This window comes from Janthinobacterium sp. GW823-FHT01H08, assembly GCF_058797855.1.
In genome coordinates this window covers 818,615-844,509 of record NZ_CM179504.1, presented here as the reverse complement: position 1 = coordinate 844,509, position 25,895 = coordinate 818,615, and the positions used below count along the sequence as shown (strand labels likewise).

Annotated in this window: 26 protein-coding genes; 5 read left to right on the top strand and 21 right to left on the bottom strand. The window is 61.9% G+C overall.

The genetic code is table 11. From position 1 onward, the window contains the following. Nucleotides 1–7: 7 nt before the first annotated feature. The 20 genes from AC3RCG_RS03765 to AC3RCG_RS03670 form a co-directional block, all read right to left on the bottom strand. Nucleotides 8–610, bottom strand: coding sequence for a TetR/AcrR family transcriptional regulator (locus tag AC3RCG_RS03765; protein ID WP_070312530.1), 603 nt, complete (start codon nt 608–610; stop codon nt 8–10). 258 nt (nt 611–868) lie between these two features. Beyond that, complete coding sequence (locus AC3RCG_RS03760; RefSeq protein WP_070312529.1) at nt 869–1,258, bottom strand: RNA-binding S4 domain-containing protein; 390 nt, start codon at nt 1,256–1,258, stop codon at nt 869–871. Beyond that, nucleotides 1,255–2,418 (bottom strand): cardiolipin synthase ClsB, encoded by a 1,164-nt coding sequence (clsB, locus tag AC3RCG_RS03755; protein ID WP_492404201.1) that lies wholly within the window; start codon nt 2,416–2,418, stop codon nt 1,255–1,257. Before clsB ends, AC3RCG_RS03760 begins: the two co-directional genes overlap by 4 nt. 9 nt (nt 2,419–2,427) lie before the next feature. Beyond that, entirely contained in the window at nt 2,428–3,249 is an 822-nt protein-coding gene (locus tag AC3RCG_RS03750; protein ID WP_070221632.1) for an endonuclease/exonuclease/phosphatase family protein, read from the bottom strand. 97 nt (nt 3,250–3,346) lie between these two features. Beyond that, complete coding sequence (locus AC3RCG_RS03745; protein ID WP_099409257.1) at nt 3,347–3,640, bottom strand: hypothetical protein; 294 nt, start codon at nt 3,638–3,640, stop codon at nt 3,347–3,349. A 19-nt stretch (nt 3,641–3,659) separates the two neighbouring features. Next, complete coding sequence (gene nudB, locus AC3RCG_RS03740) at nt 3,660–4,124, bottom strand: dihydroneopterin triphosphate diphosphatase (RefSeq protein ID WP_492404203.1); 465 nt, start codon at nt 4,122–4,124, stop codon at nt 3,660–3,662. 84 nt (nt 4,125–4,208) lie between these two features. After that, nucleotides 4,209–6,005 (bottom strand): aspartate--tRNA ligase, encoded by a 1,797-nt coding sequence (gene aspS, locus AC3RCG_RS03735; protein ID WP_070221635.1) that lies wholly within the window; start codon nt 6,003–6,005, stop codon nt 4,209–4,211. 69 nt (nt 6,006–6,074) lie between these two features. Beyond that, complete coding sequence (locus tag AC3RCG_RS03730; protein ID WP_070292364.1) at nt 6,075–6,716, bottom strand: DUF502 domain-containing protein; 642 nt, start codon at nt 6,714–6,716, stop codon at nt 6,075–6,077. A gap of 40 nt (nt 6,717–6,756) precedes the next feature. Then, nucleotides 6,757–7,065, bottom strand: coding sequence for an FmdB family zinc ribbon protein (locus AC3RCG_RS03725; protein WP_070221636.1), 309 nt, complete (start codon nt 7,063–7,065; stop codon nt 6,757–6,759). 80 nt (nt 7,066–7,145) lie between these two features. Further along, nucleotides 7,146–7,748: a methyltransferase gene (locus AC3RCG_RS03720; protein WP_492404206.1), complete on the bottom strand. Its 603-nt coding sequence runs from the start codon at nt 7,746–7,748 to the stop codon at nt 7,146–7,148. Nucleotides 7,749–7,767: 19 nt separating this feature from the next. Beyond that, on the bottom strand, nt 7,768–9,339 hold the full coding sequence (gene ubiB, locus AC3RCG_RS03715) for a ubiquinone biosynthesis regulatory protein kinase UbiB (protein ID WP_070221638.1): 1,572 nt from the start codon (nt 9,337–9,339) through the stop codon (nt 7,768–7,770). Then, nucleotides 9,336–9,974, bottom strand: coding sequence for a ubiquinone biosynthesis accessory factor UbiJ (locus tag AC3RCG_RS03710; protein ID WP_070292362.1), 639 nt, complete (start codon nt 9,972–9,974; stop codon nt 9,336–9,338). The genes ubiB and AC3RCG_RS03710 overlap by 4 nt, the downstream gene beginning before the upstream one ends. Before the next feature lie 152 nt (nt 9,975–10,126). Next, nucleotides 10,127–11,068 carry a Tim44 domain-containing protein gene (locus AC3RCG_RS03705; protein WP_492404208.1) on the bottom strand — a complete coding sequence of 314 codons (942 nt, stop codon included), beginning with the start codon at nt 11,066–11,068 and terminating at the stop codon, nt 10,127–10,129. 31 nt (nt 11,069–11,099) lie between these two features. Next, nucleotides 11,100–11,834 (bottom strand): bifunctional demethylmenaquinone methyltransferase/2-methoxy-6-polyprenyl-1,4-benzoquinol methylase UbiE, encoded by a 735-nt coding sequence (gene ubiE / locus AC3RCG_RS03700; protein WP_034753359.1) that lies wholly within the window; start codon nt 11,832–11,834, stop codon nt 11,100–11,102. Nucleotides 11,835–11,863: 29 nt separating this feature from the next. Next, on the bottom strand, nt 11,864–13,105 hold the full coding sequence (locus tag AC3RCG_RS03695) for an RNA polymerase sigma factor (protein ID WP_492404210.1): 1,242 nt from the start codon (nt 13,103–13,105) through the stop codon (nt 11,864–11,866). 2 nt (nt 13,106–13,107) lie between these two features. After that, nucleotides 13,108–13,452 (bottom strand): YciI family protein, encoded by a 345-nt coding sequence (locus AC3RCG_RS03690; RefSeq protein WP_492404212.1) that lies wholly within the window; start codon nt 13,450–13,452, stop codon nt 13,108–13,110. Nucleotides 13,453–13,546: 94 nt separating this feature from the next. Then, entirely contained in the window at nt 13,547–13,999 is a 453-nt protein-coding gene (locus tag AC3RCG_RS03685; protein ID WP_492404214.1) for a gamma-butyrobetaine hydroxylase family protein, read from the bottom strand. Nucleotides 14,000–14,008: 9 nt separating this feature from the next. After that, nucleotides 14,009–14,461 (bottom strand): HIT family protein, encoded by a 453-nt coding sequence (locus AC3RCG_RS03680; RefSeq protein WP_492404216.1) that lies wholly within the window; start codon nt 14,459–14,461, stop codon nt 14,009–14,011. Next, nucleotides 14,458–18,498 (bottom strand): DUF3683 domain-containing protein, encoded by a 4,041-nt coding sequence (locus tag AC3RCG_RS03675; protein WP_492404218.1) that lies wholly within the window; start codon nt 18,496–18,498, stop codon nt 14,458–14,460. The genes AC3RCG_RS03680 and AC3RCG_RS03675 overlap by 4 nt, the downstream gene beginning before the upstream one ends. Nucleotides 18,499–18,754: 256 nt before the next feature. Next, nucleotides 18,755–19,246: a YqaA family protein gene (locus AC3RCG_RS03670; protein ID WP_492404220.1), complete on the bottom strand. Its 492-nt coding sequence runs from the start codon at nt 19,244–19,246 to the stop codon at nt 18,755–18,757. Nucleotides 19,247–19,447: 201 nt separating this feature from the next. Between AC3RCG_RS03670 and ilvA the strand changes: the two genes are divergently transcribed. From ilvA to rapZ, 5 genes are all read left to right on the top strand, one after another. Continuing rightward, entirely contained in the window at nt 19,448–20,986 is a 1,539-nt protein-coding gene (gene ilvA, locus AC3RCG_RS03665; RefSeq protein ID WP_070221646.1) for a threonine ammonia-lyase, biosynthetic, read from the top strand. 130 nt (nt 20,987–21,116) lie between these two features. Next, entirely contained in the window at nt 21,117–21,959 is an 843-nt protein-coding gene (gene queF, locus AC3RCG_RS03660; protein ID WP_070292357.1) for an NADPH-dependent 7-cyano-7-deazaguanine reductase QueF, read from the top strand. Between the two features lie 343 nt (nt 21,960–22,302). After that, complete coding sequence (locus tag AC3RCG_RS03655; protein WP_034753339.1) at nt 22,303–22,785, top strand: PTS sugar transporter subunit IIA; 483 nt, start codon at nt 22,303–22,305, stop codon at nt 22,783–22,785. Nucleotides 22,786–22,821: 36 nt separating this feature from the next. Next, on the top strand, nt 22,822–23,757 hold the full coding sequence (gene hprK / locus AC3RCG_RS03650) for an HPr(Ser) kinase/phosphatase (protein WP_034753337.1): 936 nt from the start codon (nt 22,822–22,824) through the stop codon (nt 23,755–23,757). Nucleotides 23,758–23,923: 166 nt separating this feature from the next. Further along, entirely contained in the window at nt 23,924–24,787 is an 864-nt protein-coding gene (gene rapZ, locus AC3RCG_RS03645) for an RNase adapter RapZ (RefSeq protein WP_070221648.1), read from the top strand. Here rapZ and AC3RCG_RS03640 read toward each other — a convergent pair whose 3' ends face one another. Continuing rightward, nucleotides 24,788–25,873, bottom strand: a complete 1,086-nt coding sequence (locus tag AC3RCG_RS03640) for an enoyl-CoA hydratase/isomerase family protein (protein ID WP_070221649.1) — start codon at nt 25,871–25,873, stop codon at nt 24,788–24,790. It lies immediately after the preceding gene. Between the last annotated feature and the right edge of the window lie 22 nt (nt 25,874–25,895).

Below are 25,895 nucleotides of genomic sequence, written 5' to 3'. Positions count from 1 at the left end.
TGACGGCTTATTTACTTGTGGCGCAATTCTGGTACGACGCCAGCAGGCGGACAAATCCCGCTTGCGCCCGTTCGATGCTGCCCGGCACGCGCAGGAAGCGCGCGTCGTGATGCAGGGCCAGGATCAGGCCATACATCTCGTACACCAGCTGCTGGGCGTCCGTGTCCGCTTTCAGGTCGCCCGTGGCGATCGATTGCTCGACACAGCGCAGCAGCGCGCCCTGCCAGGCCCGCACCATGGCCACCAGGGCCTCGCGGATGGGACCGGGACGGTCGTCATACTCGACGGCGCCACTGATATAGATGCAGCCGGAAGCGATTTCCACGCTGACCCGCTTGACCCAGCGCGCAAACATCGATTGCAGGCGCTGGATGCCGCGTGGTTCTTTCATGCTGGGGAAAAAGACTTCTTGCTCGAAACGATAGTGATAAAGCTTCAGCACTTCCATCTGCAAGTCCTCGCGCGAGCCGAAGTGGGCAAACACGCCCGACTTGCTCATGTTCATTTTGTCCGCAAGCAGCCCAATCGTCAGGCCCTCCAGGCCGTCGCGGCTGGACAGGTCCAGCGCCACGTCGAGGATGGCTGCACGGGTCAGCTCGCCCTTGCGCATGAATTTGACTGAAGTATTCAAGATGTCCGTTCTAAAAGTGATGTTGCCGATTTGGCGGACTGAAGCGAGGGTAAAAAAAAAGCACGCTTCGAAAAAATCCGAACGCTCGTACTATTATCCACTACCACGTAAAAGTCAAACGGGAACTTTAGAGCCGGCGTTCTATTGGTGCAGCGCAGCATTTTCTGACTGCGTGTTTGTATCGGTTTCAAACGGCAAAAGCGCCGTGCGCCCTTGCCTTATAGTAACAATCGCGCCTCAGTCGAGGCCGCCAGCCTTGCTCAGTTGACGGCGGTCGCGCTTGGTCGGCCGCCCCTTGATGGTGGTGCCCGGCTCGCGGAACAGCTTGCGCTCCTCGGCCAGCTGCTCGCGGCGGGCGATGCTGGCCGGCGTTTCTTCATACAGCAGGCGCGCCACGGGTGCCGCGCCGCGCTTGTCGGACAGGCCCAGCACGGCCACTTCCCACGTCTCCGCGCCATTGTCGATGGCCAGCTCGTCGCCCACGCGCACGCTGCGCGCCGGTTTCACGCGCTCGCCGCCCACTTTGACCTTGCCCGTGTCGACGGCTTCGCTGGCCAGCGAGCGCGTCTTGAAGAAGCGCGCCGCCCACAGCCATTTGTCCAGCCTGACCGTTGTCATCTCGTTCATGCGTACTTGCCTACTGAAAAAATGCGCATCACCAGCCGGTACACGAGGAAGGCGGCTTCATAGCCGATGCGCCGGAAACGACCGATGTGCTTGAAGTCGTCCTGGTGAATCACGATGCCGTCGGCCACGCCTTGCTCGATATGCTGGCGCAGGCTTTGCGCGAAGGCCACGTCCTTGATCACCACGTTCGCTTCCTGGTTCAAAAACAGGCTCAGCGCGTCAATATTGCTCGAACCCACCGTCGCCCAGTCGTCGTCGACGACGGCCACCTTGGCGTGCAGCTGCGTCTTGCGGTATTCGACGATTTTCACGCCGGCAGCCAGCAGTTTCGGGTAAAACGAGTGCGCCACAGCATCTTGCATGCGGAATTCGCCCACGCCGATCAGCAGTACCACGTCGACGCCCCGCTGGGCCGCCTGGGCCAGGGCGTGGCGCAGCTTGTGACCGGGCGCGAAATACGGGTTGGCCAGCATCACGCTTTTCCTCGCCTGGCCCAGCGCCTGCAGGTAGGCGCGCTGGATGGTGCGGCGGTTGCGCAGGTTGTCGCGCACGACAAAACCGGCCACGACGGGGTTTTTCGCCAGCTCCTTGCTGACGATGCGCATCTTGCGGTACAGCTTGATACGCCGCACCAGGTTCATCTTGCCCAGGCGCGCCCACTGCGCCTGCACCTCTTCATGGATGGCGTCCACCAGCGGCCCCTTCACCTGCACGGCGAAATCCCAGCGCGGCGCTTCCAGGCTGATGCTGTGATCGTAGTCGCAAAACATGTCGTCGTTGATATTGATGCCGCCCACCAGGGCGATCTCGCCATCGGCGACGCAGATCTTGCGGTGCGTGCGCGTGATGCCGCGCCGGAACCAGGGATTGAAGATGCGGTGGTGCACGCCGGCCGCTTCCAGCTGCGCATGCATGGCCTTGACGCGGCGGTTGCCCGTGCCGAACCAGTCCGTGATCATGCACACCAGCACGCCGCGCGCAGCCGCCCGTTTCAGGGCGTCGAGCACCAGGGTGCCCGTGGCGTCATCGGCAAAGATATAGGTTTCGAAATAGACTTCCGAGCGCGCGCCGTCAATGGCCGCTATGAGCGCGGGAAAGTAATCGGTGCCGCAATACAGCAGCTTGATGTCGTTGTGGGCGATGAAATTGACTGTGCGCATGCCGGCAGTCTACGCGAGTTTCAAAGCGGCAACTATCGGCGCGTGGTCCGACAATTTTGCCCACAGGGTGCCATGCATCACTTGCGCGCCTTCCACGTGGAAACCGCGCACATAGATGCGGTCCAGGCGGAACCACGGCAAGGCGGCGGGAAAGGTGCGTGCCGGTACGGGGACGGGTGTTTTCGTCTGGCGCCGCGCCAGGGTGCGCACGAGGTCACCCAGGGCCGAGTTCGATGCACGCTGGTCAAACACTTCCACCACGCCCAGCGCATTGCGCAGCTTGTCGCTGAGCGTGTTGCGCCAGTCGTTGAAGTCGCCCGCGATGATGACGGGTTCGCCATTCGGCGCCGATTCCATCACGGCATCGATCAGCGCCTGCGTCTGCCGTCCCCGCCCCGATTCGAACAGGCCCAGGTGGACCACGTAGCAATGCACGTCGGCCTGCGGCGTCTTGAGCACGCAATGCAGGATGCCGCGCTGCTCGTAGGCATGGTCGGACACGTCATGGTTGGTTTGCGAGGCGATGGGAAATTTGCTGAGCAAGGCGTTGCCATGGTGGCCATGGTCGTACACGGCATTCATGCCGTAGGCGGAATGGTGCTCGGCGCCGGCAAAGAATTCATGCTGCGACGCTTCCGGCCAATGCTTGTGGCCATTTTTCTCGGCGCCAAAGCGGGCCGCATTGCGGTCGTGCTTGCCTTGCACCTCTTGCAGGAAGACGACATCGGCATGGAACAGGGCGATCGCCTGCTTCAATGCGTGGACTCTGGGCAAGCCCCGCACGGAAGAGACGCCCTTGTGGATATTATAAGTTGCTACGCGGATTTTCATGCATGGATTCTACTCCCAGACGGGCCCCGCGCGGCGCCAGCGTAGGTGCGCGTGCGCACCTAATGCCTCGATTGGCTCGCCTTCGGCCTCGCCTGGCTCAGGCAAACATGCGCGCCAGGCCGCTGGCGACACTGACGCCGGCCGCCGCGATGCCGGCGGACCACACCACCTTGACCAGCAACGGTGCGCCGCGCCAGGCCACCGTGCGCTTGCCCTTGCTAAACATACCGGGATGCAACAGCAGTCCCACCACCATCAGCGGCAAGCCGACGGGCGGCGTGCGTTCGGGCGGCGTGTACAGGCTGGCCGCCACAATCACGACCAGGCACAGCGCCAGGCAGAATGTGCCGGCCAGTTTTTGTTGCAGGGAGAGATTAAACCAGTTCAACATGCAAGGCTTTCGAATGAGATCAACGATGGTGCGCCAGGCCCGTCATGGCCGGCAATTGCAGAATCGCTTCCGCGTTGGACGACGAGAAACAACGGTCGGCCGCCGCCAGGTAGGGCAGCCACGCGTATTGCAGGTGTTCGCGGGGGCTCAGGGTGATGGCGATGTCGCGCGGCACTTGCACGCTGAATACGTGTTCCGTGTTGCGCGTCACGCCGGGCGCGTAGCGGTGGCGCCAGATCGGATAGATCTCGTACACATTCGACAAGTTCCAGTCGCGCAGCACGATATCGCATCCATCGGCAACGATGCCGGTCTCCTCGCACAGTTCGCGCGCGGCCGTCTGCAGCAGCGGTTCGTCGACGGCATCGACGGAACCCGTCACCGATTGCCAGAAGCCGGGCTGGCCCGCGCGTTCGATCAGCAAGACGTCAAGGTCAGCCGTATGAATGACGACCAGCACGGAAACAGGAATTTTATGAGTCATATCAACAATGAAAAAGGCGCCACGACAGCGCCTTTTTTTGCATAGTGGATCAAACAGCGGCCGCCGGGGCAGCCGCATGCTTCATTACACTACTTTAGGCTCGGCGCTGCGCAAACGGATGTGCAGTTCACGCAATTGCTTCTCGTCCACTTCCGACGGCGCATGGGTCAGCAAGTCTTGCGCGCGCTGGGTTTTCGGGAAGGCGATCACGTCGCGGATCGATTCGGAACCCGTCATCATGGTCACGATACGGTCCAGGCCGAATGCCAGGCCGCCATGCGGTGGCGCGCCGTATTGCAGGGCGTCGAGCAGGAAGCCGAACTTCAGCTGCGCTTCTTCCGCATCGATCTTCAACGCGCGGAACACCTTCGACTGCACTTCTTCGCGGTGGATACGGATCGAACCGCCGCCCAGTTCCCAGCCGTTCAAGACCATGTCGTAGGCCTTGGCGATGCAGGCGCCCGGATCGCTTTCCAGCATGTCTTCATGGCCGTCTTTCGGCGCCGTGAATGGATGGTGGGTCGCCGTCCAGCGGTCCGCTTCTTCGTCGTGCTCGAACATCGGGAAGTCGACCACCCACAATGGCTTCCACACGTCTTCGAACAGGCCGGCTTTCTTGCCGAACTCGCTGTGACCGATTTTCACGCGCAGCGCGCCGATGGCGTCGTTGACGACTTTCGCCTTGTCGGCGCCGAAGAAGATCAGGTCGCCGTCTTGCGCGCCCGTCTGCTCGAGGATCGTGGCCAGCACGTCGGCAGGCAGGAACTTGACGATCGGCGACTGCAGACCTTCAGGACCCTTGGCTTTCTCGTTGACCTTGATGTAAGCGAGGCCCTTGGCGCCGTAGATGGCGACGAATTGCGTGTAGGCATCGATTTCCGAACGGGGCATGCTGCCGCCTTGCGGTACGCGCAGGGCCACCACGCGGCCGCCTTTCATGTTGGCGGCGCCGTTGAAGACCTTGAACTCGACCGACTTCATGACTTCGGTCAAGTCCGTGAAGGCCAGCTTGACGCGCATGTCCGGCTTGTCGGAACCGTAAAGACCCATCGCTTCGGCGAAATCCATCACCGGGAACGGGTTCGGCAGGTCGATGTTCAGGGTGTTCTTGAAGACGACGCGGATCATGTCTTCGAACAGGTCGCGGATTTCCTGTTCCGTCAGGAACGAGGTTTCGCAATCGATCTGCGTGAATTCAGGCTGGCGGTCGGCGCGCAAGTCTTCGTCGCGGAAGCACTTGGTGATCTGGTAGTAACGGTCGAAGTTGGCGACCATCAACAGTTGCTTGAACAACTGTGGCGATTGCGGCAAGGCGAAGAAGCTGCCCGCGTTCACGCGCGACGGCACCAGGTAATCGCGCGCGCCTTCTGGCGTGGACTTGGTCAGCATCGGCGTTTCGATGTCGATGAAGCCCAGCGCGTCGAGGTACTTGCGCACTTCCATCGTCACCTTGTAGCGCAGGCGCAGGTTGTTTTGCATTTGCGGGCGGCGCAGGTCCAGCACGCGGTGCGTCAGGCGCGTCGTTTCCGACAGGTTGTCGTCGTCCAGCTGGAACGGCACGGGCACGGACGGGTTCAGCACTTCCAGCTCCGAGCAGACCACTTCGATCTTGCCCGACTTCAGGTTGTTGTTGATCGTGCCTTCGATACGGTTGGTCACGACGCCCGTCACGCGCAGGCAGAATTCGTTGCGCACGGCTTCGGCGACCTTGAACATCTCCGCTTGTTCCGGGTTGCAGACGATTTGCACCAGGCCTTCGCGGTCGCGCAAGTCGATGAAAATCAGGCTGCCGTGGTCACGGCGGCGATGTACCCAGCCGCACAGGCTGACGGTTTGTCCCAGCATGGCTTCGGTAACGAGGCCGCAGTATTCAGTACGCATAGACATAAAATTCTCAGTTCAGGTTAGTGAGTGTTCAATCCGGCCACGTCCCGCATGGGACGCCTGCCTTTATTCTTTGGCTGCCGGGGCCGGTACAGCAACAACTTCCGCAGGCGCCACCACGCCCATCGAGACGATATATTTGAGCGCCGCATCGACGCTCATGTCGAGTTCGACGACATCGCTGCGCTTCATCATCAGGAAAAAGCCTGAGGTCGGGTTCGGCGTCGTCGGCACATACACGCTGACATAGTCGCCCACCAGGTGGTTCGCCGCATCGCCGCCCGGCACGCCCGTCAGGAAAGCGATGGTCCAGGAGTTCTGGTGCGGATACGGCACCAGCACGGCCTTGCGGAAGGCATTGCCCGACGGGGAAAACAGGGTATCGGATACTTGCTTGACGCTCGAATACAGGGAATTGACGATGGGTATGCGTTGCAGCAATTTTTCCCACAGTTTCACCACGTAATTGCCGACCAGGTTATTCGTCAGCAAGCCCGTGAAGAACACGATCAGCACCGTCAATACCGTGCCCAGGCCGGGAATGGTGCTCAGCGCGGGAATCTTGTGGCCGAACCAGACGCTGGGCTGCGTACTGCCGGGCACCAGCAACAGCGACTGGTCCATCGTGCTGATGACCAGATTCAGCACCCAGGCCGTAATGGCCAGGGGCACCAAAATCAGTAATCCGGTAATAAAGTATTTACGCATCAGTTTCTCGGTAATGGATCGTATCGGCGCGGCGCGCTTTTCAGTCCGCTTTCGGCGCGGTGGCAGCAGGAGCGGGCGCAGGCGCAGCGGCAGGCGCGCTCTCGGCGGCCGGGGCAGGCTTGGCGTTATCGGCCGGGCCCGTCGGAATGGCCGTGGTGGGCGCCGTACCTCCGCGGAAATCGGTCGCGTACCAGCCAGTGCCCTTCAATTGGAAACCGGCGGCCGTCAATTGTTTCTTGAAACTGGGCTTGCCGCACGACAGGCACACCGTCAGTACTGGATCGGAGATCTTTTGCAAGACATCCTTGGCAAAACCACACTCGTCACAACGGTAAGCGTAAATCGGCATCTCTACTCCGAGAAAAAACTTCAAAAACCCTGAATTATAAAGCTTTTCCTTTGTCGCCAGCGGAAAATGCCCCGCCCGCTTCAGTCCGCCCGGCGGCGCCAGCTCATCCAGCGCTCCTTGCCGGCGAAGACGGCGATGGAATCGTCGACGGCCTCATCGGCCAGGCAGTCGAAATGCGGCACCAGCAATTCCTGCAGTTTCTCCCGCGAAATGCCGAACGGCGGCCCCTTGGCGTTGTCGTCAAAGAAAAAGTAACCGGCCAGCATGGCGCCCGGCGCCAGCAGCTGCGCCCAGCGGGCCGCCACTTGCGGCCACATGGCGCGCGGCATGGCGCACAAAAACGCCCGTTCATAGATCAGGTCCAGCGGTGCCTCGGGCTGCCAGGCAAAGAAATCCGCTTCCACCACCTGCCCTGCCCGCTCGCCCAGCTGGGCACGCGCGGCGGCCACGGCGGCCGGCGCAAAGTCGATGGCCGTGGCATCCCAGCCCTGGTCGAGCATGAAGACCAGTTCATAGGCGGAGCCGCAGCCGGGAATCAGGCAGCGCAGCGGCGCCGGACTGCCGGCCACGAAGCTGCGCAGGCGCGACGGCACGCCGCCCTGGTCCCAGGGCGTGAATTGCTTTTCGAAACGCTCGTCCCAGAAGGCGGGCGAGAGCGGGTCGCGGTTGTGGAAGTCAGCCATCACTTACGTCCTGATCCAGTTAAAACGGCAGTTGATGCCAGCGCATGAACACTTGCAAGCCCAGCGCGCCGAGGGCGAAGGCGCCGACAAAGTACACGATAAAACTCAGCAAGCGGTTCGTCTGGCGTTGCTCCGCCAGCAAGGTTTTCATCAGTTCCACGTCGTTTTCACGCGGTTCGCCATGCACGGTCAAGGCCTGGTGCAGCAAGCGCGGCAGTTGCGGGAAAATGTGCGCATAACGGGGCGCCTCGGCGCGCAAGCGCTCCATGAAGCCTTGCGGCCCCACCTGGTTGCTCATCCATTTTTCCAGGTAGGGCTTGGCCGTTTGCCACAGGTCCAGTTCCGGATCGAGCTGGCGGCCCAGGCCTTCGATATTGAGCAGGGTCTTTTGCAGCAGCACCAGTTGCGGCTGCACTTCCACGTTGAAGCGGCGCGAGGTCTGGAACAGCCGCAGCAATACTTGCCCAAAAGAAATATCCTTCAGCGGGCGGTCGAAGATCGGCTCGCAGCAGGCGCGCACGGCCGCTTCCAGCTCGTCGACGCGCGTGTCCTTCGGCGCCCAGCCCGATTCGATGTGCGCCTCGGCCACGCGCTTGTAGTCGCGGCGGAAGAAGGCGAGGAAGTTTTGCGACAGATAATCCTTGTCGTAGTCATTCAAGGTACCCACGATGCCGAAGTCGAGCGCGATGTAGCGGCCGAACGAGTCGGGCGCGATCGACACGAGAATATTGCCTGGGTGCATGTCAGCATGGAAAAAGCCGTCGCGGAACACTTGCGTGAAGAAAATCTCCACGCCATCGCTGGACAGTTTGCGCAAGTCCACGCCGGCCGCCACCAGGCGCTCGGTCTGCGACACGGGGATGCCGTACATGCGCTCCATGACGATGACGCTGCTGGAACAATAATCCCAGTGCATTTCGGGCACCAGCAGCAAGTCCGAGTTGGCGAAGTTGCGGCGCAGCTGGCTGGCGTTGGCCGCCTCGCGCATCAGGTCCAGCTCGTCGTGCAGGTATTTGTCGAACTCGCCCACCACCTCTTTCGGCTTCAGGCGCTTGCTGTCGGCCCACAGGCGACTGGTCCAGTCGGCGGCGATGTGCATCAGGGCCACATCTTCGTCGATCAGCTTTTTCATGCCTGGACGCAAGACCTTCACGGCCACTTCGCGGCCGTCTTTCAAAGTGGCAAAGTGCACCTGGGCAATAGATGCGGACGCCACCGGCTCGCGCTCGAAGCGGGCAAACAGTTGATCCGGGTGCGCACCGAGCGACTTGGTGATTTGCGCGATGGCCAGGTCGGAATCGAACGGCGGCACCCGGTCTTGCAGGCGCGCCAGTTCTTCGGCGATGTCGGGCGGCATCAAATCGCGCCGGGTCGACAGCACCTGGCCGAATTTGACGAAAATCGGGCCCAGCTCTTCCAGCGCCAGGCGCAGGCGCAAGCCCCGCGGCGACGACAGGTCGCGCCAGAAAATCAGGGTGTCGATCAATTTGGCGGTGCGGGGAACTTGCAGACCAGAAATCGCTATCTCATCCAGACCGTACTTGATGGAAACACGGATGATTTTAAACAGGCGCAGGAATTTCAATATCATGTAGACAAATCCGGTGAGGAGGACTGCGGCTGGACGGCGGCGGCCGCCTTTTCCAGCCGGGCAAGGCGCTTAGCCAGGCGTTCGACGTCATCGCGCACGCGCGTCACGCCAGCGGAATACTCTTGCAGGGTGGAAGGACGGATCAGCATCGGCTGTTCGTCGAGAAAATATTCGGCCACGTTTTCCGCCAGCTTTTGCTGGCCCGTGCGCACAAAGGCGGCGGCATCTTTCGCACCGGAAACGAGGCGCGTGGCCAGCATGGGGCCGACGACCTTTTCCAGGTCGTGCTCGGCTTCCCAGCGCAAACCCTTGCTCAATTGCGAAATCGCATTGGCAAACTCGGCATCGCCTTCGATCTTGACGTAGGAAAACGCCCGCTCGCGGTTTTGCAGGATCAGCGGCACATCGGACAATTTCACGCGGATGGTCACATTGGCAACTACGTCCGCCGGTGCCGCCTCCAGCATGCCGGCGCTGTCGACGCGCAGGCGCAAGGCCACGGCGCCCGTGTCGATGCAGGCCAGCTTGCCGGCGTGCACGGCCAGCTGCTGGCGCGCCCACGGCTCTTGCGCCAGCAAATGGTTGATAGTGGCGATGACGGGCGTCATCAGGGAAAGATCGGAAAGTGGTGCCATCGTGTGCCTGCGCGCCAAACGCGCCCCTAAAAATGAAAAACCGCCCGTACAACAACGCGGGCGGTTTCGATCTTACCAGTTCAGCAGGAAATATCTGTCAAGCATCATGCATTCCGCATGAACTTAAGCCATTATTCAGCAAGTTTTGACAATTAATTCAATTGCTGGATGCCTGCCAGGACCCAGCCGCTGTTGCCGCTGACGGGTTTCGACATATTCCACACTTCCGCGAACGGTTCCGCTGCCGCGCCCGGCGCCGAACGGATCAGGCCCGTAAATTTGACGCTGGCCAGGTAATCGTTGACGCTCGTCTCGATACCGAGCAGTTCGGCATCGATGGTGACGACGTCCGTGAAGTCCGGCTGCGCGCCCCGCTCCTGGATTTGCATGCGCAGTTCCGCATACACTTCCGGCGACGTGAATTCGCGGATATCGTTGACGTCGGCCTTGTCCCAGGCCGCTTGCAGGCGAATGAAATTGCTTTTCGCGTGGCGCAGGAAGGCTTCCTTGTCGAAGTCGCCTGGTACGCCCCATGGCGCGGCAGCCGGTGCCGGCTTGTCCAGGCCGACGCCGGACGAAACGGGCTGCAGCGGCGGCAGCGGCGGGATGCGCGAGCCGATGTCCGGCACGTTGCCGGCCGGCGCAGGCTGGTTGCCGAAGCCGGCGAACGGTGCATTGCCGCTGGTATTGTTGTCGCGCTTGCCGCGCACCATGCGGTAGATGAAGAAGGCCACGCCAGCGAGCAAAGCCACCATCAGCAGGGTGCTGATCATGCTGGCCAGGGCGCCGCCCAGGCCAAAGTGCGACAGCAAGGCGCCCAGGCCCAGGCCCAGCAAGGCGCCGCCCAGCAAACCCTTCCAGCGGCTCGGTGCCTTGGCGGCAGGCGCCGGTGCGGGGGCAGGAGCCGGTTGCGCCTGGCGCGGCGCGGCGGCCGGTGCCGGGGTCGGCGCAGGTGCGGGCGCCTGGCGGCCCACGTTTTGCGACTGGCGGCCAAACGAACGGCCACCGCCCATGGGACGGGCCAGCGCCTCGCCCAGCATGGATACCGTGGCCGCGGCCAGCATCATGCCGACCATAAATTTCTTCAATTTCATTCCATCTCCTAAAATCACCAACGTTGATGCATTACATCTTGATACCTGTGTGCAAAGCGGCAATGCCTGCCGTCAAATTGTAGTACTGCACGCGTTCCAGGCCCGCCGTTTCCATCATGGTCTTCAAGGTTTCCTGGTCCGGGTGCATGCGGATCGATTCGGCCAGGTAGCGATAGCTTTCCGCGTCGCCGGCGATTTTCTGGCCGAACCACGGCAAGACCGAGAACGAATACAGGTCGTACGGCTTTTGCAGCGGTGCCGCCACCTTGGAAAATTCCAGCACCAGCAGCTTGCCGCCCGGTTTCAGCACGCGGCGCATTTCCGCCAGCGCCACGTCCTTGTGCGTCATGTTGCGCAGGCCGAAGGCCACGCTGACGCGGTCGAAATAATTATCGGGGAATGGCAGTTTTTCCGCGTCACACAACAAGGTGGGGGTGAGCAAGCCGCGATTCAAGAGGCGGTCGCGGCCCACGCGCAACATCGATTCATTGATATCGGTCAGCCAGACTTCGCCCGTAGGACCCGCCTGCTTGGCGAACGCCTTCGACAGGTCGCCCGTGCCGCCGGCGATGTCGAGCACCTTGAAACCGGGGCGCACGCCCGCGTTGGCGATGGTAAACGTCTTCCACAGACGGTGCAGCCCGCCCGACATCAAGTCGTTCATCACGTCGTATTTGGCAGCGACGGAATGGAACACCTTGGCGACTTCGCGCACTTTGTCGTCTTCTGCAACTGTTTTGTATCCGAAATGGGTCGTATTGGTCATGGTAGGCAGTCTGTTTGAACTTGGGAGCATTATACAAGCGGCAGGCGCATTTCCCCGTGACGCCGGAGAAGGTATTGCCTTTCCACTGCATTCTCAGCCAGCATGGCCGCCCGCGCATACGCCGCCAGCGCCCCCGGCCGGTCGCCCTGGCGGCGCAGCAAGTCGGCCCGGGCCGCGTGCAGATAATGCGAGTTGACAAGGCTGGGAACGGCTTCGAGCCGCGCCAGCCAGGCCAGCCCGTGTGCGGCGCCGTGCGCCATGGCGCAGGCGATCACGGCGTTGAGCAAGATCATGGGTTCCGGCTTGTGCCGCAGCAAGGCGCCATACAGGGCGCTGATCTGGCGCCAGTCCGTCCCGCTGGCCGTGGGCGCTTGCGCGTGCAAGGCGGCAATGGCGGCTTGCAGCTGATACGCCCCTGGCGCGCGCGCCGGCAAGGCCAGTGCCAGCACGGCCAGCCCCTCGGCAATCAGGGCGTCATCCCACAGGCGCCGGTCCTGCTCTTCCAGGGTCAGCAGTTCACCGCCTGGCGAGAGGCGGGCCGGGCCGCGCGACGCCTGCAGCAGCATCAGGGCCAATAGGCCCTGCACTTCCGGCTGGTCGGGCTGCAGGCTGTCAAGCAGGCGCCCCAGGCGCAGCGCTTCCGCGCACAGGTCTGCGCGCAGCAAAGTGTCGCCGCCGCTGGCGCAATAGCCTTCGCTGAACACCAGGTAAATCACGTGCAGTACTTGCGCCAGCCGCGGCTGCAGCTCTTGTTCCGGCGGTAACTCGAAAGGGATACGGGCTTCGGCGATCTTGCGTTTGGCGCGCAACAAGCGCTGCGACAGGGCCGTTTCCGCCACGCCGAAGGCGCGTGCGATCTCGCCTGTGGACAGGCCACACAGGGTGCGCAGGGCCAGCGCCACCTGCGCCTCGGGCGCCAGCGCGGGATGGCAGCAGATGAACAGCAGGCGCAAGCGGTCATCCTCGATGGCCTGCGTTTCTTCCACCACGGCAGCCTGCAGGCAGGACAGCTGGGCGTCGGCATCGCTGACGCTCTTGCCCACCCGGCGTACGTGGTCGAGAGCCGCGTTGCGCGCCACGGCACTGAGCCAGGCGGCAGGATTGTCGGGGATGCCCGTGCGCGGCCACAGTTCCAGGGCCTTGCGGCACGCTTCCTGCAGCACATCTTCCGCCAGGCCCAGGTCGCCGAAACGCCGCATCAGGCCGGCCAGCACCCTGCCCTTTTCCTGGCGAAAGACGTGCTCGACGGCCGTAACGGCGTCGCCGGCCATGGTCAAGCCGTGACGGGCCGCACTTCGATCGTGCCCAGGGAAGCCGCCGGACAACGCCCGGCCCAGGCCAGCGCTTCGTCCAGGTGGGCGCAGTCCAGCAGATAGTAGCCGCCCAGCTGCTCCTTGGTTTCCGCGAACGGCCCATCCGTGATGACGGGCTTGCCATTTTGCACACGCACGCAGGTGGCGCTGCCCACCGGCGCCAGCTCGGCCCCGCCGCGCAGCACGCCGGCCGCTTCCAGCGCCTGCGTGTAGCTGGCAAAGTCTGCCATCAGGCTGGCCATCTGCCCTTCCGGCATGGATGCATAACGGGATTCATCGGCGTAGATCAGGATCATGTATTCCATAGTCTCTTCTCCAAAGAAAAATGCCCGCAAGCGCGGGCATTCATACGACGAATGGGGCGGCGGCAATCCGACAAGATTACCGCATTATTTTTAATTAATGCTTATGGCCGCAGCTGGGTCCATGCACGTGGCCGCCGGAAGATTGCTTGACGGTCATGTCGGCCTTGGCGTCGCGGCCGCTGTCGCCGGGGTAACCGGCCGCCGCCAGCTGGTCAAGGTAGGCTTGCCACAAGGTGGCTTGTTCCGCGCCCAGCTTGTACAGATAAGCCCAGGTGTACAGGCCGGAATTGTGGCCGTCGCTGAAGGTAGGCTGCACGGCGTAGTTGCCGACCGGTTCCAGGCCCGTGATGCCGACCAGGCGTTTGCCTAATTGCAAGGTTTCCTGGCCCTTGCCATGGCCCTGCACTTCGGCCGAGGGCGAGTACACGCGCAGGTATTCGAACGGCAGCGCAAATGTGCTGCCATCGTCGAAAGCCACGTCGAGCACGCGCGACTGGTTGTGCACGGTCAAGCCGGTCGGTTGGGGTGTTGCTGCTTTTTCGGTCATGACGATACTTTATGCGGATAAACGTTGAATGATGGCCTCGCGCAAGGCCGGCAACAGGGCGCGGCGCGCGGCCAGTACTTCGGGCGCCGTCTCGCGCTGCACGACTGCCCAGCTGGGGTGCGGGAAATGCGCGTCGTCACGGTAGCGGGGAATCACGTGCCAGTGCACATGCGGCGTCATGTTGCCGAAACTGGCCACATTGACCTTTTCCGGTGCCATCACTTCGCGCACGGCCAGCTCGACTTGCCACACGACTTCCATCACATAATTGCGCTCGCCTGGCGTCAAATCCGTCATTTCCTTCACGTGCTTGTTCCAGATCACGCGGCAAAACCCGGGGTAGGCAGGGTCGTCGACGGCCACCACGGACAGGCGCTCGCTGCGCCACAGCAAGACCTCACAGCCCTGCTTCTTGGCAAAGCCATCGAGCAAGTTGCACAGATCGCAGGTCGAGGACGTCACACCAGCACCCGTTCGATGCCGCCGTCATTGGCGCGTTTCACGTAATCCGGCATCCAGTTCTCTCCCAGCAAGTGTTTGGCGATCTCGACGACGATGTAGTCGGCCGTCGTGCCCGAATCGTCATTGTAGCGCGACAAGCCTTGCAGGCACGACGGGCAGCTGGTGAGGATTTTGACGTCGCCGGTGAACCCATCGCCGCGCAGCTTGTCGGCGCCCTTGACCATCTCTTCTTCCTTGCGGAAACGCACTTGCGTGGAAATATCAGGGCGCGTGACGGCCAGCGAGCCCGATTCGCCGCAGCAACGGTCATTCTTCTCGATCTTCACGTTATCGACCGTGCTGATCAGGGAGTTGATGGTTTTGCCCGATTCCTGCAGCTTCATCGGATTGTGGCATGGCTCGTGGTACATATAGCGCGTGCCGTTCACGCCTTCCAGCTTGACGTTTTTCTCCAGCAAATACTCATGGATATCCATGATGCGGCAGCCAGGGAAAATCTTCTCGAACTGGTAGGTGGCCAGCTGGTCGTAGCAGGTGCCGCACGACACCAGCACCGTCTTGATGTCCAGGTAATTGAGCGTGTTGGCCATGCGGTGGAACAGGACGCGGTTGTCCGTCATCATCTTCTCGGCCTTGTCGAACTCGCCCGCGCCCCGCTGCGGATAACCGCAGCACAGGTAGCCAGGCGGCAAGACCGTCTGCACGCCCACTTCCCACAGCATCGCCTGCGTGGCCAGGCCCACTTGCGAGAACAGCCGTTCCGAACCGCAGCCGGGGAAGTAGAACACGGCTTCCGTATCGGCCGTCGTCGTCTTCGGATTGCGGATGATCGGGATGACCTTGTCGTCTTCGATGTCGAGCAGCGCGCGCGCCGATTTCTTCGGCAGGTTGCCCGGCATCTTCTTGTTGATGAAGTGGATCACCTGCGCCTTGACGGGCGGCTTGCCCGTCGATGGCGGCGGCGCCTTGGTTTGCTTCTTGGCAAATTTCTTCAACAGATCGTGGCCCAGGCGCTGCGCCTTGTAACCCCAGCCGATCATGACCTTGCGCGTGGCGTTGATGGTCACGGGATCGGTGGCGTTGAGGAACATCATCGTCGCCTTGGTGCCCGGATTAAAGCTCTTCTTGTCCATCTTGCGCAGCAAATTGCGCATGTTCATCGACACGTCGCCGAAGTCGATGTTCACGGGGCAAGGCGTGACGCATTTATGGCAGACCGTGCAGTGGTCGGCCACGTCCTCGAACTCTTCCCAATGCTTGATGGAAATGCCGCGGCGCGTCTGCTCTTCGTACAGGAAGGCTTCGATCAGGGACGAGGTCGCCAATATCTTGTCGCGCGGCGAGTACAGCAAGTTGGCGCGCGGCACGTGGGTCGAGCACACGGGTTTGCACTTGCCGCAACGCAAGCAATCCTTGACGCTGTCGGCGATGGCACCGATATCGCTTTGCTGCATGATCAGCGACTCATGGCCCATCAGGCCGAACGATGGCGTGTAGGCATTGCGCAAGTCGGCGCCCATGCCCGGCAGGTTCAGCAGCTTGCCCTTGTTGAAACGGCCTTCCGGATCGATGCGCTGCTTGTAGCTGCGGAAGTCGCCGATCTCTTCTTCCGTCAAAAATTCCAGCTTGGTGATGCCGATACCGTGCTCGCCGGAAATGACGCCATTGAGCGAGCGGGCCAGGATCATGATGCGGCCCACGGCTTCGTGGGCGTCCTGCAGCATTTCGTAGTTGTCCGAGTTGACGGGCAAGTTCGTGTGCACGTTGCCGTCGCCCGCATGCATGTGCAGCGCGACAAACACGCGGCTACGCAAAATGCGCGCGTGAATGGCCGTGGCCTCGTCGAGAATCAGTTTAAAGGCGGCGCCGTTGAAGATCTGGCGCAGCTGGGCGCGAATTTCCTGCTTCCACGTGATGCGCACGGTGCGGTCCTGTACCACGTCGAACAGGGTGGCGTTCGGCTGCGTTTCCAGGCGCGCATCGAACACGGGCAGCAAACGCTCCATGCCCAGTTCGGCCAGTTCGCCCTTCACGTCGACCAGCGGACGGTCGAGCTGGGCCAGCAGATAGGTCCAGCGCGCCGTCACTTGCGCCAGCAACTGCTGCGCCTGCTCAGCGCGGTCGCCCAGCATTTCAGCGTCGTCCACGCGGTCATCCGACGCATCGTCGCTCTTGCCGATTGGCAAGTTACCCTTGGCAAAGAATTCGCTGAGGGCGTCCGCCAGTTGCAGCTTGTTCTTGATCGACAGCTCGATATTGATGCGTTCGATGCCATCCGTGTATTCGCCCATGCGGTTCAGGGGAATGACGACGTCTTCATTGATCTTGAACGCATTGGTATGCTTGGCGATCGCCGCCGTGCGGGCGCGGTCAAGCCAGAATTTCTTGCGCGCTTCGGGGCTGACGGCCACAAAACCTTCACCCACGCGGGTGTTGGCGATGCGCACCACTTCCGACGCCGCTTGCGCGACGGCGTTTTCATCGTCGCCGACGATGTCGCCAAACAGGGCCATCTTCGGCAGCACGCCCCGCTTCGACTTGGTGGCGTAGCCGACGGCGCGCAGGTAGCGCTCGTCCAGGTGTTCGAGACCCGCCAGGCGGATGCTCGTGTATTGCTCGCCTTTCGCCGGCAAGCCGTCGAGGTAATCCTTGATTTCCACGATCGACGGAATCGCGTCGCGCGCCTGGCCGAAGAATTCCAGGCAGACGGTACGGGCGAACTTCGGCATCTTGTGCAGAATCCAGCGCGCCGACGTAATGAGACCGTCGCAGCCTTCTTTCTGGATGCCCGGCAAGCCGGCGAGGAATTTGTCCGTCACATCCTTGCCCAGGCCTTCCTTGCGGAATTTACGGCCAGGAATTTCCAGGATTTCCGTCTTGAACGGCGCGTTCGGTTTTGTCGCGTCGCGCGTGCTCGGGTGACGCCATTCCAGCTGGAAACGTGCCAGCGCGATATCGTGGATCTTGCCCAGGTTATGGTCGAGGCGCGTGACGTCGAGCCAGTCGCCGTTCGGGTCGACCATGCGCCACGAGGCCAGGTTGTCGAGCGCCGTGCCCCACAGCACGGCTTTCTTGCCGCCCGCATTCATGGCGACGTTGCCGCCGATGCAAGAGGCGTGGGCGGAGGTGGGGTCGACGGCAAACACGAAACCGGCCTTCTCCGCCGCTTCCGAGACCTTGTTCGTGATCACGCCAGCGCCCGAATTGATCGTCGCGTATTCGTGCGTCAAGCCAGGCAAGACCGTCATTTCCACGGCGCCCAGGGTGATCAGTTTTTCCGTGTTGATGACGGCCGACATCGGCGTCAATGGAATCGCGCCGCCCGTGTAGCCGGTGCCGCCGCCGCGCGGGATGATGGTCAGCCCCAGCTCGATACAGCCTTTGACCAGGCCGGCCATTTCCTCTTCCGTGTCGGGCGTGAGCACGACGAACGGGTATTCCACGCGCCAGTCGGTGGCATCCGTCACGTGCGACACGCGCGTCATGCCGTCGAAGCGCACATTGTGTTTTTCCGTGTAGCGGCCCAGCACCTTGACCGTGCGCTTGCGCAAGTCGTAGGTCTTGCGGAATTCATCGCCAAAGTCGGCCACGGCCTTGCTGGCGGCCTTGAGCAGCAGTTCGACGTTATGGCTGCGCGCCTGCGCCACTTCCGGCGTCTCGCCGCTGGCGGCCACGTCGCCGCCGGCCGCATCGATGGACAGGCGGCGCTTGTCGACTTCGGCCAGGCGGTGATGCAGGGCATCGATCAAGCCCTGGCGGCGCTTCGGATTGTCGAGCAAGTCATCCTGCAGATAGGGGTTGCGGCGCACGACCCAGATATCGCCCAGCACCTCGTACAGCATGCGGGCCGAACGGCCCGTCTGGCGGGCGCCGCGCAGCTCGTCGAGCAGGCGCCAGGAGTCCTCCCCCAACAGGCGTATGACGATCTCGCGATCGGAAAACGACGTGTAGTTATACGGGATTTCGCGCAGGCGGCTTGCTGCGGGACCATTCGGCGTTTCTGCCAGTAAAGCTTGGATTTGTGCGGGAGCGTTCATGGAGTGTGGTGACGATGTGGACTGGACCCTAAAGACCCATTTTATCTTATTGCGCCGCACCATGCGGGAACAGCCTTAGGCAGCCTAAGGTTTAAGCACCGCATCCGCCACCATAGCAAATATGGAAAAGCCCTCCATTGCCGAATAAAAAACCAGATTCCACGAATTTTCAACGAAAAAATACCAAAAATCAGACCCTGCTGCGAACTATCGAACTGCACGAAATGGGGCAAACTGGCGTTGCAGGCCGTCCCATTCAAGCCAGCATCTGGCCGATCTGGTGCCAAACACCATCGGGGACGTAGAGCAGCAAGCCTGTCATGGTCAGGTAGCGTGCGCACTTGCCGATGGCCATATAGGCCACGCTGGGCCAGAACGGCAACTTGAGCCAGCCCGCCAGGGTACACAGGGGATCGCCCACGAGGGGCAGCCAGGCCAGCAGCATGGTCTTGGCGCCATAGCGGGCCAGCCAGCGGAACCAGCGCGTATCGCGCTCCTTGGCGAACGCCTGCTTGGCCCGGTAGCCCATCCAGTAGTCGACGATGCCGCCCAGGGTATTGCCCAGGGTGGCGACGCCGATGGCGGCCCAGAACAGCGCGGGATTGGCCTTGATCACGGCAAACACGGCCGGCTCCGAGCCGAGCGGCAAGAGGGTAGCGGAAATAAAGCTGATCAGAAAGACCGATGTCAGCCCGACTTCCGGTGCTGCGATCAGCTGCAGCAGCCAGGCGATTGCGGATTCGATCATGGAACACTTCGCGATGCGGTAAGGCTCTCCATTATAATGAAGAGCAGCCTGGGCGCCGCACACATCGCGCCGGCTGGCAAAGGCAGACCCGCCCGCAGTTCCACAGAGCATTATTGTCGCCAGGCTATCCGCCGCCGCGCCGCCGCTATCGACAGACACGCTCCAGACCCTTTCTGGCCCAGAATCACTTGCTTGCAGACTATGAACATCGACTACCTCAAGAAAATCCTGACCGCCCGCGTCTATGACGTCGCCACCGAAACGCCGCTGGAACTGGCCCCTGCCCTGTCGCAGCGCCTGAACAACCAGATTTACTTCAAGCGCGAAGACATGCAAAGCGTGTTCAGCTTCAAGATTCGCGGCGCCTATAACAAGATGTCCAAGCTCAGCGAAGCGGAACGCAAGCGCGGCGTGATTTGCGCCTCGGCCGGCAACCATGCCCAGGGCGTGGCCCTGTCGGCCGCCCGCATGGGTTGCCGTGCCGTCATCGTCATGCCCACTACCACGCCGCTGGTGAAGGTCGAGGCGGTCAAGGGGCGCGGCGGCGTGAACGTGGAAGTGGTGCTGCACGGCGAGTCGTACACGGATGCCTACAACCATGCGCTGACTCTGGAAAAGGAACAGAAGCTGACCTTCGTGCACCCGTTCGACGACCCGGACGTGATCGCCGGCCAGGGCACGATCGGCATGGAAATCCTGCGCCAGCACGCCGGCCCCATCCACGCCATCTTCGCCCCCATCGGCGGCGGCGGCCTGATCGCCGGCATTGCTGCCTACGTAAAACAGATTCGCCCCGACATCAAGATCATCGGCGTGCAAAGCGTCGACTCGAACGCCATGGCCCGCTCGCTGAAGGCAGGCGAACGCGTGACCCTGAACGACGTGGGCCTGTTCGCCGACGGCACGGCCGTGCGCCTGGCCGGCGAGGAAACCTTCCGCCTGGTGCAGGCGTATGTCGATGAAATCATCACCGTCGACACGGACGCCATCTGCGCCGCCATCAAGGATGTGTTTACGGATACGCGCAGTATTCTGGAGCCGTCCGGCGCCTTGGCCATCGCCGGCGCCAAGGCCTACGTGGAACGGGCCAGCCTGACCAAGCACCCCGTCAACAATGAAACCCTGGTCACCATCGCCAGCGGCGCGAACATGAATTTCGACCGGCTGCGCTTCGTGGCGGAACGGGCCGAACTGGGCGAATTCCGCGAAGCCGTGTTCGCCGTTACCATGCGCGAACAGCGGGGCAGCTTCAAGCGTTTCTGTTCGCTCATTGGCGCGCGCAACGTGACGGAATTTAACTACCGCATCAGCGATGAAAAAGCCGCGCACGTGTTCGTCGGCATTCAAATTGCCGACAGGCATGAATCCAGCGTGCTGGCGAAGACCTTCGAGGAACACGAATTCAAGACCCTCGACCTGACCCACGACGAACTGGCCAAGTCGCACATCCGCCACCTGGTGGGCGGCAAGAGCCGGCTGGCGCAGGACGAGCTGCTGTACCGCTTCGAATTCCCCGAACGCCCGGGCGCGCTGATGCGCTTCCTCGACAGCATGGCGCCGAACTGGAATATTTCCCTGTGCCATTACCGCAGCCAGGGCGGCGACGTGGGCCGCATCCTGATCGGCCTGCAAGTGCCGCCCGATGAAATGGGAGAATTCGCCCGCTTCCTCGATACCCTCGGGTATCGTTACTGGGATGAGAGCAGCAATCCCGTGTATAAGCTGTTCCTCGGGCAATAACAGGTCAGTCGCTTCGCGATCGGAATGCATCCCACCGGGCGCATTCCCCCGTCGGGTCTGACCCCGGTCCTTGCCGTTGGGTTGAAATAAGCTACCATTCACCCTTCACAGAATTTGTAGCCACGCCACCATGACCACCACCAACGACCTCGCCGAACAATCCCCGCTGGGCAAAAGCTCCGCCTACCGCACCGATTACGCGCCGGAACTGCTGTTTCCGATTCCGCGCCAGGGCAAGCGCGACGAGCTGGAACTGCACGGTACATTACCGTTTTTCGGCCTCGATATCTGGAACGCCTACGAACTGTCGTGGCTGAACCAGCGCGGCAAGCCGCAGGTGGCCATTGCCAAGGTCAGCGCGCCGGCCGATTCGCCCAACATCATCGAATCGAAATCGTTCAAGCTCTACCTGAACTCGTTCAACCAGACCAAGCTGGACAGCCCGCAAGCCCTGCTGGCAGTGCTCAAGCAGGATTTGTCGAACGGTTTCGGCGCGCCCGTGCAAGTGGAACTGACTTTGCAGGAAGATTTCGGCAAGCTCAAAATGGGCGAGTTCGACGGCGTGCTGCTCGACCGTCTGGACCTGGAAATCACGCAATACACGCCCTCGCCGCTGCTGTTGAAGGCGGCGCTCGATGAGGCGCCCGTGGAAGAAAAACTGGTGTCACATTTGCTCAAATCGAATTGCCTGGTGACGGGCCAGCCCGACTGGGGCAGCGTGCAGATCGCGTATGCGGGGCCGCAGATCGACCAGGAAAGCCTGTTGCGCTACCTGATCGGTTTCCGCGAACACAATGAATTCCACGAGCAATGCGTGGAGCGCATCTTTGTCGATATCTTGCGCCAGTGCAAACCGCAAAAACTGTCCGTGTATGCGCGCTATACGCGCCGCGGCGGCCTCGACATCAATCCCTGGCGCAGCAACTTCAGCACGGGAGCGATGCCGGGCAATCTGCGCAACGCGCGCCAGTAACGCTAGGCAACACCGCGCAACACCCCAAAACCATGCCAACAGGAATGTTGGCTGTGTTTTAAAACAACGTTGCAGTAGTGCCGCAGAGCATGTCAAAGACGCTGAAAAATCGGAAAATCGGCATTCGGCGGCGGAAAAACCGGCGCGCCGCGTGTTTTTAATCAAGAAATAGCCGATACACGCCGATGTTATTTTTTTGCTAAAATGATGGTCACATTGGCTGTAGCGCCCACTGCGCCCGCAGCGGACGTATACTGTTGAGAATTGGCGTTACAGGCCGCGAAAACAGGCCTATAATTCGGCTCGCAAGCCCTCTGCGCATTGCACCATTTCATTGAGTGTCATGACTAATCTTAGCAAAATATTATCCCTCGAAAACGTCCTGCTGGATCTGGAAGTTTCCAGCAAGAAGCGCGCCTTCGAGCAAGCCGGCCTGATCTTCGAAAACAATTACGGCATCGCCCGCTCTACCGTCTCGGACAATCTGTTTGCCCGCGAACGTCTGGGCTCGACGGGTCTGGGTCATGGCGTGGCCGTGCCGCATGGCAGAGTCAAGGGCAGCAAGACCTTGAAATCGCCGCTGGGCGCCTTCGTGCGCCTGGCCGAACCGATTCCGTTCGAGTCGCCCGATGGCAAGCCCGTCAATCTGCTGTTTTTCCTGCTGATTCCCGATCATGTCACCCAGCAACATCTGGAAATCCTGTCGGAAATCGCCGAAATGTTTTCCGATGACGCCTTCCGTACGGCATTGGCCACGGATCCGGAACCGAAATCCGTGCATTCGCGCATCGTCAATTGGCAACCCAGTCTGCAAGCGGCGGGTTAAACTTCAGGTATTCCTCCACTCCTGAAGAAGACTGCCATGTTGCAAACGCCGCTGACGATACAACGCCTGTACGACGATAATCGTGAAAGTCTGCAACTGGGCTGGTTCGCCGGCTTCCCCGGCGGCGAGCGCCTGATCTCGGGCGACGTCTCGTCGGCCGCCGACCAGGTAGGCCACTTGAACCTGATCCATCCGGGCCGCATCCAGGTCTTCGGTCACCAGGAAATCAACTACTATCAGCGCCTGAAGGTCAACACGCGTACCCACGTGATCGGCGAACTGATCGCCGGCGGTCCGCCCGCGCTGATCATCGCGCAAGGGCTGGAAACGCCGCCCGACATCCTCGCCATCTGCGACGAGCAAAACATCCCCCTGTTCTCCACCCCGCTGCCGGCCGCGCAAGTGATCGACTTTCTGCGCGTCTACCTGTCGAAAAAACTGGCGCAGCGCATCATCATGCATGGCGTGTTCATGGACGTGCTGGGCGTGGGCGTGCTGATCACGGGCGATTCGGGCCTGGGCAAGAGCGAGCTGGGGCTGGAGCTGATTTCGCGCAGCCACGGCCTGGTGGCCGACGACGCCGTCGAATTCTCGCGCATCGCGCCGAACATGATCGAAGGCCGCTGCCCGCCCCTGCTGCAAAACCTGCTGGAAGTGCGGGGCCTGGGCTTGCTCGACATCAAGGCCATCTTTGGCGAAACGGCCGTGCGCCGCAAGATGCGCCTGAAACTGATCGTCCATCTGGTGCGCCGCAACGCGCTGGAAGAGGAAGTCGAGCGCCTGCCTTTCCTGTTTCCCACGGAAGACGTACTCGGTCTGCCCGTGCGCAAGGTCGTCATCCCCGTCGCCGCCGGCCGCAACATCGCCGTCCTGCTGGAAGCGGCCGTGCGCAACACGATTCTGCAACTGCGCGGCATCGATACCTTGCAGGAGTTCATGGAGCGGCAACGTTTGGCAATGAGCGGCGATTAACAACGTAGGTCGGATTAGCGGGGCCGCCGAGGTGGGGCAAGGCCCCGCGTAATCCGACAGCATTGTTGGCGCGTGCAGCAAAGAAATATCACAGCCCAAATTGCAATAATTTGTAAAGATAATTGCATCGGGAGCGCGGTGCCGGTCTTTATTGTATGATCGGGCTATGCATATCGTCCTTATCACCGGAATATCCGGCTCCGGTAAATCCGTCGCGCTCAATGTGCTGGAAGATACCGGCTACTATTGCGTCGACAACCTGCCGCCGGCCTTGCTGCCGAGCCTGGTGCAAACCTTGCTCGACGAAGGCACGCCGCAACTGGCCGTCGCCGTCGATGCGCGCAGCGCCGAATCGCTCGTCAGCTTGCCGCACAATGTCGCGCTGTTGCGCGACCAGGGGCATGACGTCAAGGTCATGTTCCTGACAGCCACCACGCATTCGCTGGTGGCGCGCTTCTCGGAAACGCGGCGCAGCCATCCGCTGTCGCACGAGTTGCGTCCGAACCAGAATCCGGCCAGCCGCCGCACCCTGATCGAGTGCATCTCGGAAGAACGCGAACGCCTGTCGGCCATCGAACAGCTGGGCCATGTGATCGATACCTCGGAACTGAGCGCCAACAAACTGCGCGCGTGGATCAAGGATATCGTCGCCTCAGAGCGCGCGCCGCTGACCCTGTTCTTCGAATCGTTCGCCTTCAAGCTGGGCGTGCCGCTCGATGCCGATTTCGTCTTCGACGTGCGGGCCTTGCCCAATCCCTATTACGACCTGGCCCTGCGCCCGCTCGACGGCCGCGACGCGCCCGTGATCGCCTTCCTCGACGCGCAACCGAGCGCGCTGGAGCTGCTGGCCGACATTCGCGCCTTCATCGAAAAATGGCTGCCGTCGTTCAAGTCCGACAACCGCAGCTACCTGACGGTGGCGCTGGGCTGCACGGGCGGCCAGCACCGCTCCGTGTACATGGCGGAACGGCTGGCGCAGTATTTCGGCCCCAAAGAAAGAGTCGTGCTGCGCCACCGCGAGCGTTCTTAATCAGTCGAGGTGGCGCAGCGGATGGGCTTGCGCCGGCCAGACGGGCGCAAAGAAGCGCGCCACCATGGCCGCGTCGACCTCGTCCAGGCTGGCAGGCTGCCAACGTGGGGTATTGTCCTTGTCGACCACCAGCGCGCGCACGCCCTCGAGCACTTCGCCATGTTCGAAATTGTGGCGCACCACCGTGCGCTCCATGCGCAGGCAATCGGCCACGCCCAGGTGGGCGCCCCGCTGCAGCAACTCCAGGGTCACCGACATCATCAAGGGCGAGCGCAGGCGCATGGCCGCCAGCGCCTTCGCCGCGAACGCGCCGTCATCCTGCGCCAGCGAGGCCATGATGGCGGCCACCGAACCCGCGCTGAAGTGGCGGTCCAGCGCCGCGCGCGCCGTGGCCAGGGGGGAAGCGCCCGCCTCGGCCTGGAAAGGCGCCGCCAGCGCCTTGATGGCGACCGGCAAGCCTTCGCCCGGCGTGGACTCGAACAGGGCCAGCAGCGCCCCCATCTGCGCCTCGGGCAGATACACGTCGGCCAGGCCCGTGTACAGGGCGTCGGCCGCGTTGATCGTCAAACCCGTCAAGCCCAGGTACAGGCCCAGCTGACCCGCCAGACGGGATAAAAAGTAACTGCCGCCCACGTCGGGGAACAGGCCGATATTGACTTCCGGCATAGCCATGCGCGTGCGGCCCGTGACGATGCGCAGGCGGTTGCCGGGCCCCGCTTGCGCCACGCCCATGCCGCCGCCCATCACCACCCCATCCATGACGGCGATATACGGTTTCGGGTAGAAGTGAATCAGATGATTTAAAGCATATTCTTCCGTAAAGAAATCTTCCAGCAAGGCGCTGCCGCCCTGCGGCGTGGCCAGGCCCGCGTCGTAAAAGAAACGGATGTCGCCACCCGCGCACAGGGCTTTTTCGCTGCTGGAGCGGATCACGACGGCGTCCACCTGCGGATCGTCGCGCCAGGCCAGCAAGGCCGCGCTCAGGGCGCGCACCATCTCCAGCGACAGGGAATTCAAGGCTTTCGGACGGTCGAGCACGATGTGGCCCGTGCGGTGGCGGATGGAAATCTGGACGAGGTCGCTCATGGCAGGCAGGAAAGAAGTGAAA